Raw genomic sequence first — 11,951 nt, 5'->3', positions numbered from 1 at the left:
CCTTTCGGTCGGCGGGCGCTCGTCTGCGCACCTCCACTCTGACTCGGAAAAGCGAACCCTTACGTTCGAGATCTTCGTAAAATTCTCCGATTCTTTAGATATCCTCAAGGAATGGCGTCCACCCCTCTCCAGCTCTCGACCCTCGGTCACCGCATCCGCCACCAGCGGGTCTCGCACGGTCTCACGCTGGACGAACTCGGCGAGAAGGTCGGGGTCGCGGGCAGTCAGCTGAGCCTCATCGAGAACGGCAAGCGCGAGCCGAAGCTCTCGCTGCTGCAGGCGATCGCCAGTGCGACCGGCGTCGCGGTCACCGACCTGCTCTCCAACGAGCCGCCCAATCGGCGCGCGGCGCTGGAGATCGAACTGGAGCGTGCACAGTCGAGCCCGGTGTTCCGCCAGCTCGGGATCCCGCCCGTGCGCGTGACCAAGGGGCTCTCCGACGACACGATCGAGTCGGTGCTCGGACTGCACCGCGAGCTGCAGCGCCGCGAGCGCGAGGCCATCGCGACGCCCGAGGAGGCGCGCCGGGCCAATACCGAGCTGCGCCTGCGCATGCGGGCGGCGGACAACTACCTGCCCGAGATCGAGAAGCTCGCCGAGAAGCAGCTCAAGTCCGCAGGCCACGTATCGGGCGCCCTGACGCACCGCACGGTGAGCATCATGGCCGAGCAGCTGGGCTTCGAGCTGCTCTACGTCAACGATCTTCCGCACTCCGCCCGCTCGGTCACCGACCTCGAGCACGGGCGCATCTACCTGCCCCCGGCATCCATCCCCGGCGGTCACGGGCTGCGCTCCATGGCGCTGCAGGCCATGGCCCACCGTCTGCTCGGCCATCAGCGCCCGACCGACTACGCCGACTTCCTGTGGCAGCGGCTGGAGATCAACTACTTCGCCGCCTGCGCCCTCATGCCCGAGACGGCATCCGTCGCCTTCCTCGCGCAGCGCAAGAAGGAGCGCGACCTCGCCGTCGAGGACTTCCGCGACGCGTTCGGGGTGACCCACGAGGCCGCCGGCATGCGGCTGACCAACCTCGTGACGCATCACTTCGACATCCCCCTGCACTTCCTCCGGGTCGACGGCTCCGGAGCGATCTCCCGCGTCTACGAGAACGACGACCTGCCGGTGCCGATGGATGTCACGGGCGCCGTGGAGGGGCAGATCGTGTGCCGGAAGTTCCTCGCGCGCGCAGCCTTCGAGGAGCACAACCGCACGACCGAGCACTACCAGTACACCGACACCCCGGCCGGCACGTTCTGGTGCTCGACCCAGACCGGGACGACGTCGGCCGGCGAGTTCTCGATCTCGGTGGGGGTGCCGTTCGACGACGCGAAGTGGTTCCGCGGGCGTGAGACGCACAAGCGCGTCGTGTCGACGTGCCCCGACGAGTCGTGCTGCCGCCGACCCGCCGCATCCGTCGCGGAGCGGTGGGCCGGCAAGGCGTGGCCCTCGGCCCGCGTGCACCAGCACATGTTCTCCCCGCTTCCCCGCGGCGCCTTCCCCGGCGTGGACGACAACGAGGTCTACGAGTTCCTCGACCGGCACGCCGCCGGCTGACCGCGACCGGCAGGGCCGTCAGGACGTGATGAAGCGGCGGAAGCGCTCGAGCGCCTCCGCGATCTCGGCATCCGTCGCCCGCGCGGCAGCGAACAGCTCGGCCTCGGGCAGCAGGTGGTGGCGGCCGACTGCGACCGAGTGCGACCACACGCCCGCGATCTCGCCGCGTGCGACGAGGATCGGTCGCACGATGCCGTTCATGCTGGGCCCGATGACCGCGGTGAACTCCGGCGCGCACGTCGCCGCGCGGTCGGCGTAGGAGAGGTAGTACTCCTCGAACGGCGGCAGCGCGAGCACGGGCGGCGTCGGAGGGGTCCGGCGCGGACGCGCGCCGGCCACCACGAAGAGTCCCTCCGAGACCTCCACGACCCGGTCGGTCGCACGCTCCGCCGCCTCGCGCGCGACGCCGAGCGGGAGCGCCGCCCACCAGGCGAAATCGGACGGGCCGGCGGGGCCGTGCGCGGCCAGATAGCGCACGTAGAACTCCGCGAGCGGATCGACGGGGGCCGCGGCATCCGTGATCCACTCCTCCGTCAGCACGAGGTGCTGCTCGCGGCTCGGGGCGCCCGTACGGACGACGACCGGACCCCAGCACACCACTCCCCGGATCGACAGCGCCGACACGAGGTGCCCGGTGCGCATGCCGCCCGGATCGATGCCGGCCCCGGCGACGACGTCGGAGAACTCGGCGCGCGTCAGACGATTCCCGCCGCGGAGCGCCGAGCGCACGGCACGCTCGGCAGCGGCGAGATGCCCGTCGTCGAGCCCGATGTTCCGGAGCACGGGCGCGAACTGCTTCATCTGACGCGCAGCGGTGATCGAGAGCACCCACGCGAGGTCGCGGGGCGGGACGATGTGCAGCGTGCCCCGCATCGTCCAGGAGCGCACGATGGCGCCGCGGTCGAAGGCGGCGTCGACGTCGGACAGGGCGGGCTCGCCCTTCGTCCGCACCGCGAGCGCCCAGCGGCCGCCCCAGAACTCCTGCGCCTGCGTCGCGAGCAGGTGCTCGGCCGCCGCGGCGACCGACGGAGCGCGCGCGGTCAGCCGGTGGGAGCGCAGACGTTCGTCGGCGAGCTTCGCGGCATACATCACCCCATCTTCGCGCGTCGTGCGCGCAGACGTCAGAACGGGTTGGGCGTGAGCGTGTACTTCGTCTGGAGGTACTCGTGGATGCCTTCCGCACCGCCTTCGCGGCCGAGACCCGAGAGCTTCCATCCGCCGAACGGCGCGGCCGCGTTGGAGACGACGCCCATGTTGAGCCCCATCATCCCCGTCTCGAGGAGCTCGATCATGCGCTGACCGCGCGCGAGGCTCTCGGTGTAGACGTACGACACGAGTCCGTACTCGGTGTCGTTGGCGATGCGCACGGCCTCGTCCTCGTCGTCGAACGGGACGATGGCGAGAACGGGACCGAAGATCTCCTCGCGGAGGATGTCGCTGCCCGGCTGCACGTCCGACAGGACCGTCGGAAGGTAGAACGTGCCGGGGCCGTCGACCGGCTTGCCCCCCGTGCGCAGATCGGCGCCGCGGGCGACGGCATCCGTGACGAGCTCGTCGGCCTTCGCGACCGCGCGGTCGTCGATCAGGGGCCCGATCGTGACGCCCTCCTCGGTGCCGCGGCCGATGCCGAACGCCGTGACGCGTTCGGTCACGCGACGCGCGAACTCGTCGACGACGGAGCGGTGCACGATGAAGCGGTTGGCCGCGGTGCAGGCCTGGCCGATGTTGCGGAACTTCGCCGCGATCGCACCGTCGACGGCCTTGTCGAGGTCGGCGTCGTCGAACACGACGAAGGGCGCGTTGCCGCCGAGCTCCATCGAGGTGCGCAGCACGCCGCCTGCCGCCTGCTCGAGGAGCTTGACGCCGACGGGCGTCGATCCGGTGAACGACAGCTTGCGCAGGCGCGGGTCGGCGATGATCGGAGCCGAGACCGCGCTGGAGGTCGAGGTCGTGAAGACGTTGACGACGCCCTTGGGGAGACCGGCGTCTTCGAGGAGCTTCACGAAGTAGAGCGTCGTGAGAGGGGTCAGCTCGGCCGGCTTGATCACGACGGTGCAGCCCGCGGCGAGCGCGGGAGCGATCTTGCGCGTCGCCATCGCGAGCGGGAAGTTCCAGGGGGTGATGAGGAAGCACGGGCCGACAGCGTGCTGCGAGACGATCATCCGTCCGGTGCCCTCGGGGTTCGCGCCGTAGCGGCCCTGGATGCGCGGCGTCTCCTCGCTGAACCAGCGCACGAACTCGCCACCGTAGGCGACCTCGCCGCGCGCCTCGGCCAGCGGCTTGCCCATCTCGATCGTCATGAGGAGTGCGAACTCCTCCTTGCGCTCCTGGAGCAGGTCGAACGCGCGCCGCAGGAGTTCCGCACGCTCACGGGCGGGGGTGCGCGACCACGACGGGAACGCGGCATCCGCAGCGGCCAGTGCCGCCATGCCGTCGGCGGGAGACGCGTCGGCGATCTCCTTCACGACCTCTCCCGTGGCCGGGTCGTAGACCTTGAGCGTCTTGCCGGCCTCGGCCGTCCGCCACTCGCCGCCGATGAACAGCCGGTCCGGCACCTGCGCCAGCAGCTCGGCCTCGCGGTCCTCACCCATGGGAACTCCTTCGTCGCTGGGGCGGATGCCGGCACCGGCATCCCCTCCGTTGGATCGTATACGATCACTCCGTCTTCTGCGTCAATTCTCTCGGGATCGCTCGGCGATCGCGCTGGACGCCGAGGCGAAGCAGCAACCCTGCACTCACCGGCGCGTATACCACCTGCACCAGACCTCCATCCAGCCGATACATGTCGGCAATGCGCGCGTGCCAGGCTGGTCGCATGCAGCGAGATCTCACGAGCCGAATCGTCCTGGATGTCACCGAGCCCTCCGACCTCCTGTTCGCCATCGCGGTGTCGGGGCACTACACGCCCGCCCGCGAGCAGTTCACGGCGACCCTGAACGGCGCACCCGTCGCAGAGCACGAGATCCTCGGTCCCACCGGATCGCGACTGCACCGCGTCGCGAGCACGAAGGGCGAACTGGTCGTCGAGTACTCGGCGATGATCCCCGGCCCGGGCGCGGCGCCGGTGGGAAGAGAGCACGACCTCCTCGTCGCGCAGCTCCCCAGCCGCTACGCCGAATCGGACGTGCTGCGCCCCACCGCCCTCGCGGAGTTCGCCGGCATCACCGACCACGCCGAGCTGCTCGGAGCCGTCGCGTCGTGGGTGGGCACCCATCTCTCCTATGTGCCCGGGTCGTCGCTGCCCACCGATGGCGCCGTCCGCACGCTCCTCGCGCGCCAGGGCGTGTGCCGCGACTACGCGCACCTGTGCGTCGCCCTCCTCCGCGCGCTCGGCATCCCCTCCCGGCTCGTCTCGGTCTACGCGCCCGGCCTGTTCCCGATGGACTTCCACGCCGTCGCCGAGGCGTGGGTCGACGGCGAATGGCGCGTCGTCGACGCCACGACGCTCGCCCCCCGCTCCACGCTCGTGCGCATCGCCACGGGACGGGATGCCGCCGACACGGCGTTCCTCACCACGATCTCGGGCGGCGTCAACCTGCTCGAACTGACCGTGACGGCCGTCGTCGACGTCCTGCCCGACGACGACATCACGCAGCTCGTGACGATCGGCTGACCCGGCCCTCATGTAAACCCGTTGACATATACGTTGTCAACGGGTTTACTTCTCGTATGGCCGACCGCATCACCTCGACGATCCACCACCTCGTCGCGACCCTCGACGCCTTCGCCGAGGACTTCCTGCGCACGCGCCACGGCGTCTCCTTCGCGACGTTCCACTTCCTCGCGGCCGCCGCCGACGTCGAGCCGGTCGACATCACGACGCTCGCCCGGTGCCTCGGCGTCACGAAGGCCGCCGTCAGCAAGCGCGTGCCGGCGCTCGTCGCCGACGGCTGGATCGAGGCATCCGCAGACCCCGCCCACGGCCGCCGGGTGCTGGTCACCCTCACCCCGCGCGCCCGCGCACTCGTGCAGGCGGCGGGCGGCGAGCTGGAGGCAGAGTTCACCGCGCTCTTCGGCGACCCCCGCCTCGCCGCACACGGCATCGACGTCCCCACCCTCAACGGCCAGCTCGCCCTGCTGACCGACCTCGTGTCCGAGAAAGGACCCCTCGCATGACCCGCCGCATCCTCGTCGTCATCGGCACGCCGCTCCCCGACACCCTCACCCATGCGCTCGCCACGGCCTACATCTCCGCGGCCCGCGCCGGCGCCGCCGACGTGCGGGTCATCGACCTGGCATCCGACCCCATCCCCGCCCACCCGACGCACCGCGACGAGCTGCGGGCGCCCCGCACCGAGGCCGACCGTCCACTCGATCCCGACGTCGCGCGCTACCTCGACGACGTGCAGTGGGCCGACCACCTCGTGTTCTTCCACCCGCAGTGGTGGGGCACCTACCCCGCCGCCCTCAAGGCGTTCATCGACCGCGTGTTCCTCTCCAACGCGACGTTCCGCTACCGCGAGAAGTCGGCGCTGTCCGAGCGTCTGCTGGCCGGGCGGACCGCGCGGATCGTCATGACGATGGACTCCCCGCGTGCATGGAACCGCCTCGTGTACCGCAATGCGGCCGAGACCAGTCTCTCCCGGGCCACCCTCGCCTACTGCGGAGTCAAGACCGTCGGCATCACCCGGTTCGCGCCCGTGCGGTTCAGCGCGCAGCCGACCCGTGAGGGCTGGATCGCACGGGCCGGCGCCCACGGGGCGACGGATGCGGCGGCATCCTCGACCCGCGTGCGCGAGCGCGACCTCGTCTCGTCCTGACGACTGGTCGCGAAGCCACGGTTCGTGCCACCCTTGAGGCATGAAGGCCTGGCTCGTTCGATTCGTCTCGCTGTACGTGTTCACCGTCGCGGTGCTGCTGCTGATCGGATGGCTCCTCCCCGGCGTCAACGTCGGCTGGGCCGCGCTCTGGGCGGGCGTCATCCTGACCGCCGCCACGATCTGGCTGAAGCCCGCCGTCACGAAGCTCTTCTCCGGGATGGCGGCGAAGTCGGCGTCGCAGCGCACGAAGGCCGGCGAGAAGCTCGTGCAGTTCGGCATCGTGTTCGTCGTGCAGTGGATCATCTGGGTGCTCGTCGTGTGGCTCAGCCGGGTGAACGTCGACGGCTGGTTCTGGGGCTGGGTGCTCCCGCCGCTGGCGCTGCTGCTCGCCTGGATCATCTACGACGCGATCGACGACCGTGTGGAGTCCCACGCCGGCGCGCTGTACGACCGGGCGACGGGCGGCACGGCCACGACGACGGATGCCGCGCCCGCGATCCCCTCGGCGGAGTCGAGGGCGGCTCGCGACGAGCTGCACGACGGCCTGACCCCCGAACAGCGCCGGATGCTGGACGAGCTCTGACGAGCCGGTTGCTGGACGGAATGTAACAATCGGTCTTGCGGGGCCCCGCCGCGCGCGGGGGCCGGGGAAAATGGAGGGACGGCGCCGCGCTCCTGCACGCAGCGGCGCCGCACCCGAGACCCGGAAGGCTCCCCCATGTCGCGTCCCTCCCTGCGCACCGTCATCGCCGCATCGCTCGCCGCGACCGCGCTCGTCCTGGGCGGCTGCGCCACATCGGCTCCCGCGGGCGGCGCCTCCGGCGAACCCGACGCCGACGCCGGCTTCGTCACGCCGGGCAAGCTCACGATCGCCACGGGCGACATCGCGTACGAGCCCTACGTCGTCGACGACGACCCGTCGTCCGGAGAGGGCTTCGAGGCTGCCATCGCCTACGCCATCGCGGATCAGCTGGGCTTCGCCCCGGAAGACGTCGAGTGGGTGCGCACGAGCTTCGAGGCCGCCATCGCACCGGGGCCGAAGAACTTCGACTTCAACATCCAGCAGTACACGATCACCGACGAGCGCAAGGGCGCCGTCGACTTCTCCTCCCCGTACTACTCGGCCAGCCAGGCCGTCGTGGGCATCAACGGCGGCCCCGCCGACGGCGTCGACTCCATCGAAGGGCTGAAGGGCCTGGCACTGGGGGCGATGGCCGGCTCGACGAGCGCGCAGACGATCGAGGACGTCATCCAGCCCACCACCGCCCCGCTGCTGTACGCGTCGAACGAGGACGCCGTCGCGGCCTTCAACGCCGGACAGTTCGATGCGTTCGTCATCGACCTCCCGACGGCCTACCTCGCGGTCGGATACCCCTACATCGAGAACTCGTTCATCGTGGGAGAGCTGCCCGCCGGCGGCATCGCCGACGAGTGGGGCGTCGTGCTGGCCAAGGACTCGCCGCTCACCGCGCGGGTCACGGAGGCCGTCGACGCGCTGCGCGAAGACGGCACGCTCGCCGCGATCACCGACGAGTGGCTCGGAGCGGGCCAGGGCGTCACACTGCTGAAGTGACGACCCGCCCGGCCCGCTCGGGTACGGTCGAGCCGTGACCCCGGATCCGATCGACGCCCCGCCGCGGAGCGCGCACGTCCCGAGCGCACTGGAGGTGGAGCGTCGGGCGTACCGTGCGCGCCAGTCGCAGCGGTCGGTCCTGATCGCCGTCGCCTCGTCGCTGGCGTTCGCGGCCATCGTCTGGGTGACGGTCGTCAACACCCCCGGATGGGCGGCGGTGCAGCGGTCGTTCTTCGACCCCGCGATCGCACTCGCCTCGCTCCCCCGCATCTGGGAGGGATTCCTCCTCAACCTGCAGGTGCTGGGGCTGTCGCTGATCACGGTGGCGGCGTTCGCGCTCGTCCTGGCGCTGCTGCGCACCCTCCCCGGGCCGGTGTTCTTCCCGTTGCGGGTCCTCGCCGCGGCCTACACCGACATCTTCCGCGGACTGCCCTTCATCATCGTGCTGTACATCATCGGGTTCGGCCTGCCCGCCCTCATCGGCGTGCGGATGCCGGTCATCGTGCTGGGCACCATCGCCGTCACCCTGACGTATTCGGCGTACGTCTCCGAAGTCATCCGCGCCGGGATCGACGCCGTGCACCCGTCGCAGCGACTCGCCGCGCGCGCCCTCGGGCTCGGCTACCTCCAGACGCTGCGTCGCGTGGTGCTGCCGCAGGCGTTCCGCAAGATCACGCCCCCGCTCATGAACGACTTCGTCGCGATGCAGAAGGACGTGGGCCTGATCTCGATCCTGGGGGCGATGGACGCCGTCCTCGCCGCCAAGATCGAGTCGTCGCAGACGTACAACTTCACGCCGTACATCGTGGCAGGCATCCTGTTCATCCTCCTGGCGATCCCCACGATCCGCCTCACCGACTGGTACGCCGCGCGGCTGCGGCGCCGCGAGCAGACGGGATCGCTCGTATGACCGCGCTGCTGCGCGCCGAGGGCGTCTGGAAGTCCTTCGACGCCCGCGACGTGCTCCGCGGGGTCTCCCTCGAGCTGGGCGTCCACGAAGTGGTCGCCGTCATCGGAGCGAGCGGGTCGGGCAAGTCCACCCTCCTCCGCTGCCTCAACCTGCTCGAGCCGATCGACGACGGGCGCATCCTGCTCGGCGACGAAGACATCTCCGACCCCCGCGTGAACGCCAACCGGGTGCGCGGGAGGTTCGGCATCGTGTTCCAGGGCTACAACCTGTTCCCCCATCTCACGGTGCTCGACAACGTCACGCTCGCGTCGCGCGTCGTGCACCGGATGCCGCGCGCGGCCGCCGAATCTCACGCGATGTCGCTGCTCGAGCGCGTCGGCCTCGCTGACAAGGCACGCGCACACCCCGACCGGCTCTCGGGCGGGCAGCAGCAGCGCGTCGCCATCGCCCGCGCCATCGCGACCGACCCCGAGGTGCTGCTGCTCGATGAGATCACCTCCGCCCTCGACCCCGAGCTCGTCGGCGAAGTGCTCGAACTGGTCCGCACGCTGGCGGAAGACGGCGCGACGATCCTCATGGCGACGCACGAGATGGCGTTCGCCCGCGACATCGCCCACCGCGTGCTGTTCCTCGACCAGGGCACGATCGTCGAGGAGGGGCCGCCGTCGCAGCTCTTCGGCGCTCCGCGCGAGGCCCGCACGCGGGAGTTCCTCGCCCGGTTCACGGCCTGACCGCCGCCGGCGCGCTGTTCCGTTCGGAGGATCGCCCGAACTTCGGATGATCGCCCGAATCTCGGAGGATCGTCGCCGAATCCTCCGACATTCGCGCGATTCTCCGACGTTCGCGCTGCCTCCGCGTCAGGCGACCGTACGCTCCGCCGCCTCGACGACGTTCGTCATGAGCAGGGCGACGGTCATGGGGCCGACACCGCCGGGGTTCGGGGAGACGTAGCCCGCGACCTCCGCGACATCCGGATGCGCGTCGCCGTGCACCTTGCTCTTGCCGGTCTCGGGATCGACCTCCCGCGTGACTCCGACATCGAGCACCGCGGCGCCCGGACGCACGTGCTCGGCCCGCACGATGTGCTTCACCCCGGCGGCGGCGACGATGACATCCGCCTGCCGCAGATGGGCACCGAGGTCGGCCGTGCCCGTGTGGGTGAGGGTCACCGTCGCGTTGATCTCCCGGCGCGTGAGCAGCAGCCCGATTGAGCGGCCGATCGTCACGCCACGACCGACGACGACGACGTGCGCGCCGTTCAGGTCGTAGCCGTTGCGCAGCAGCAGCTCGATCACGCCGCGCGGCGTGCACGGCAGCGGAGTGGTGATCGGCGCGTTGACGTTGAGCACGAGCCGACCGAGATTCGTCGGATGCAGGCCGTCGGCATCCTTCGCGGGGTCGATCCGCTCCAGGACGGCGTCGGTGTCGAGGTGCTTGGGCAGCGGCAACTGCACGATGTAGCCGTGGCAGGTCGGATCGGCGTTGAGCGCGTCGATGGCCGCCTCGACGTCGGCCTGGGTCGCGTCGGCCGGCAGCTCGACCTGGATCGAGTTCATGCCGATCGCCTCGGACTCGCGGTGCTTCATGCCGACGTACAGCTGCGAAGCCGGGTCGGCGCCCACGAGCACGGTCGCGATGCCCGGCACGACGCCCTTCTCCGCGAGCGCCGCGACGCGCACGCGCAGCTCGTCTTTGATCTCGGCCGCTGCGGCCCTGCCGTCGAGTATGTGTGCCGTCATGGGCGTTTCCTTCCGTGAGAAACCCGCCGGCGCCTGAGAAACCCGGCATCGCCGGGTTTCTCAGGCGAGCGGGGGATTCTCGGCACGCTGCGAGCGAGCGGGCAATCGAGCAAGCGCTACTGGGTCAGGCCGGGGTACAGCGGGAACGCGGCCGTGAGCGCGGCGACACGGGCGCGGAGCGCCTCGATGTCGGCACCGGGCAGGAGCGCCAGCGCGATCACGTCGGCGACCTCGGTGAACTCGGCGTCGCCGAAGCCGCGGGTCGCGAGCGCGGGCGTGCCGATGCGCAGACCCGACGTGACCATCGGCGGACGCGGGTCGTTGGGGACCGCGTTGCGGTTGACGGTGATGTGGATGTCGTGCAGGAGGTCTTCGGCCTGCTTGCCGTCGATCTCCGCATCGCGCAGGTCGACGAGCACGAGGTGCACATCGGTGCCGCCCGAGCGCACGGCGATGCCGGCATCCTTGACGTCCTGCTGCGAGAGGCGCTCGGCGATGATGTGCGCACCGCTCAGCACGCGCTCCTGGCGCTCCTTGAACTCGGGGGTGGCCGCGAGCTTGAAGGCCGTGGCCTTCGCCGCGATCACGTGCATGAGCGGGCCGCCCTGCTGACCGGGGAACACAGCCGTGTTGAGCTTCTTGGCGAGGTCGGCGTCGTTCGTGAGGATGAAGCCCGACCGCGGGCCGCCGATCGTCTTGTGCACCGTCGACGAGACGACGTGGGCGTGCGGCACTGGCGAGGGGTGGAGCCCGGCGGCGACGAGACCGGCGAAGTGCGCCATGTCGACCCAGAGGATCGCGCCCACTTCGTCGGCGATGGCGCGGAATGCGGCGAAGTCGAGCTGGCGCGGGTACGCCGACCAGCCGGCGATGATGACCTTGGGCTTGTGCTCGATCGCGAGGCGGCGCACCTCGGCCATGTCGATGACCGAGGTCTCGGGGTCGACGCCGTACGCGACGATGTTGTAGAGCCGGCCCGAGAAGTTGATCTTCATGCCGTGCGTGAGGTGACCGCCCTGGTCGAGCGAGAGCCCGAGCAGCGTGTCGCCCGGGCGGGCGATCGCGTGCAGAACGGCCGCGTTGGCGGTCGCTCCCGAGTGCGGCTGGACGTTGGCGAATTCGGCGCCGAACAGGTCTTTCGCGCGCTGGATCGCGAGCTCCTCCGCGACATCCACCTCTTCGCAGCCGCCGTAGTAGCGGCGGCCCGGGTAGCCCTCGGCGTACTTGTTCGTCAGCACCGACCCCTGCGACTGCAGAATCGAGACAGGCACGAAGTTCTCGGAGGCGATCATCTCGAGGTAGCCGCGCTGACGCTCGAGCTCGCGCTCCAGCACCTGGGCGATCTCGGGGTCGACCTCTGAGAGGGGGGCGTTGAAGTACTGATCGGTCATGACGATCTCCTTGACGACGGCGAG

The 11,951-nt window shown here is 70.3% G+C and carries 12 protein-coding genes; 8 read left to right on the top strand and 4 right to left on the bottom strand.

Annotated elements, in window-relative coordinates; all coding sequences use genetic code 11:
* Positions 1 to 111 precede the first annotated feature (111 nt).
* Positions 112 to 1,554, top strand: coding sequence for an XRE family transcriptional regulator (locus B0B14_RS14760; protein WP_076683231.1), 1,443 nt, complete (start codon positions 112 to 114; stop codon positions 1,552 to 1,554).
* An 18-nt stretch (positions 1,555 to 1,572) separates the two neighbouring features.
* Here B0B14_RS14760 and B0B14_RS14755 read toward each other — a convergent pair whose 3' ends face one another.
* The gene (locus B0B14_RS14755; protein ID WP_076683229.1) at positions 1,573 to 2,643 is read right to left on the bottom strand and encodes a winged helix DNA-binding domain-containing protein; all 1,071 of its coding nucleotides are present in this window, start codon (positions 2,641 to 2,643) and stop codon (positions 1,573 to 1,575) included.
* Positions 2,644 to 2,675: 32 nt separating this feature from the next.
* Positions 2,676 to 4,145 (bottom strand): NAD-dependent succinate-semialdehyde dehydrogenase, encoded by a 1,470-nt coding sequence (locus tag B0B14_RS14750; RefSeq protein ID WP_076683227.1) that lies wholly within the window; start codon positions 4,143 to 4,145, stop codon positions 2,676 to 2,678.
* 224 nt (positions 4,146 to 4,369) lie between these two features.
* On the opposite strand from B0B14_RS14750, the gene B0B14_RS14745 reads away from it, so the two are divergent.
* From B0B14_RS14745 to B0B14_RS14715, 7 genes are all read left to right on the top strand, one after another.
* A complete protein-coding gene (locus B0B14_RS14745; protein ID WP_076683225.1) occupies positions 4,370 to 5,167 on the top strand; it encodes a transglutaminase-like domain-containing protein in 798 nt (265 codons plus the stop codon).
* A gap of 56 nt (positions 5,168 to 5,223) precedes the next feature.
* Complete coding sequence (locus B0B14_RS14740) at positions 5,224 to 5,670, top strand: MarR family winged helix-turn-helix transcriptional regulator (RefSeq protein ID WP_076683223.1); 447 nt, start codon at positions 5,224 to 5,226, stop codon at positions 5,668 to 5,670.
* A complete protein-coding gene (locus B0B14_RS14735; protein WP_076683221.1) occupies positions 5,667 to 6,314 on the top strand; it encodes an NAD(P)H-dependent oxidoreductase in 648 nt (215 codons plus the stop codon). Before B0B14_RS14740 ends, B0B14_RS14735 begins: the two co-directional genes overlap by 4 nt.
* Before the next feature lie 40 nt (positions 6,315 to 6,354).
* Complete coding sequence (locus tag B0B14_RS14730; protein ID WP_076683219.1) at positions 6,355 to 6,897, top strand: hypothetical protein; 543 nt, start codon at positions 6,355 to 6,357, stop codon at positions 6,895 to 6,897.
* 135 nt (positions 6,898 to 7,032) lie between these two features.
* Complete coding sequence (locus tag B0B14_RS14725; protein ID WP_076683217.1) at positions 7,033 to 7,887, top strand: ABC transporter substrate-binding protein; 855 nt, start codon at positions 7,033 to 7,035, stop codon at positions 7,885 to 7,887.
* 34 nt (positions 7,888 to 7,921) lie between these two features.
* Positions 7,922 to 8,797, top strand: coding sequence for an amino acid ABC transporter permease (locus B0B14_RS14720; protein WP_083710640.1), 876 nt, complete (start codon positions 7,922 to 7,924; stop codon positions 8,795 to 8,797).
* Complete coding sequence (locus B0B14_RS14715) at positions 8,794 to 9,528, top strand: amino acid ABC transporter ATP-binding protein (RefSeq protein WP_076683215.1); 735 nt, start codon at positions 8,794 to 8,796, stop codon at positions 9,526 to 9,528. The genes B0B14_RS14720 and B0B14_RS14715 overlap by 4 nt, the downstream gene beginning before the upstream one ends.
* Positions 9,529 to 9,654: 126 nt before the next feature.
* Here B0B14_RS14715 and B0B14_RS14710 read toward each other — a convergent pair whose 3' ends face one another.
* Positions 9,655 to 10,536, bottom strand: coding sequence for a bifunctional methylenetetrahydrofolate dehydrogenase/methenyltetrahydrofolate cyclohydrolase (locus B0B14_RS14710; RefSeq protein WP_076683213.1), 882 nt, complete (start codon positions 10,534 to 10,536; stop codon positions 9,655 to 9,657).
* Positions 10,537 to 10,652: 116 nt separating this feature from the next.
* On the bottom strand, positions 10,653 to 11,927 hold the full coding sequence (glyA, locus tag B0B14_RS14705) for a serine hydroxymethyltransferase (protein ID WP_076683211.1): 1,275 nt from the start codon (positions 11,925 to 11,927) through the stop codon (positions 10,653 to 10,655).
* Positions 11,928 to 11,951: the final 24 nt, after the last annotated feature.

Source organism: Microbacterium sp. RU33B, from assembly GCF_900155915.1.
Lineage (GTDB): Bacteria > Actinomycetota > Actinomycetes > Actinomycetales > Microbacteriaceae > Microbacterium.
Note: the sequence above shows the minus strand (reverse complement) of the source record. Positions and strands in the feature narration are given on the sequence as shown.

What these genes read in the sequence shown, in the direction of transcription:
- B0B14_RS14725 (WP_076683217.1), top strand. Translation starts at nt 7,033, where the DNA reads ATGTCGCGTCCCTCCCTGCGCACCGTCATCGCCGCATCGCTCGCCGCG.
- B0B14_RS14735 (WP_076683221.1), top strand. Translation starts at nt 5,667, where the DNA reads ATGACCCGCCGCATCCTCGTCGTCATCGGCACGCCGCTCCCCGACACC.
- glyA (WP_076683211.1), bottom strand. Translation starts at nt 11,927, where the DNA reads ATGACCGATCAGTACTTCAACGCCCCCCTCTCAGAGGTCGACCCCGAG.
- B0B14_RS14745 (WP_076683225.1), top strand. Translation starts at nt 4,370, where the DNA reads ATGCAGCGAGATCTCACGAGCCGAATCGTCCTGGATGTCACCGAGCCC.
- B0B14_RS14750 (WP_076683227.1), bottom strand. Translation starts at nt 4,145, where the DNA reads ATGGGTGAGGACCGCGAGGCCGAGCTGCTGGCGCAGGTGCCGGACCGG.
- B0B14_RS14710 (WP_076683213.1), bottom strand. Translation starts at nt 10,536, where the DNA reads ATGACGGCACACATACTCGACGGCAGGGCCGCAGCGGCCGAGATCAAA.
- B0B14_RS14760 (WP_076683231.1), top strand. Translation starts at nt 112, where the DNA reads ATGGCGTCCACCCCTCTCCAGCTCTCGACCCTCGGTCACCGCATCCGC.
- B0B14_RS14730 (WP_076683219.1), top strand. Translation starts at nt 6,355, where the DNA reads ATGAAGGCCTGGCTCGTTCGATTCGTCTCGCTGTACGTGTTCACCGTC.
- B0B14_RS14740 (WP_076683223.1), top strand. Translation starts at nt 5,224, where the DNA reads ATGGCCGACCGCATCACCTCGACGATCCACCACCTCGTCGCGACCCTC.
- B0B14_RS14755 (WP_076683229.1), bottom strand. Translation starts at nt 2,643, where the DNA reads ATGTATGCCGCGAAGCTCGCCGACGAACGTCTGCGCTCCCACCGGCTG.
- B0B14_RS14715 (WP_076683215.1), top strand. Translation starts at nt 8,794, where the DNA reads ATGACCGCGCTGCTGCGCGCCGAGGGCGTCTGGAAGTCCTTCGACGCC.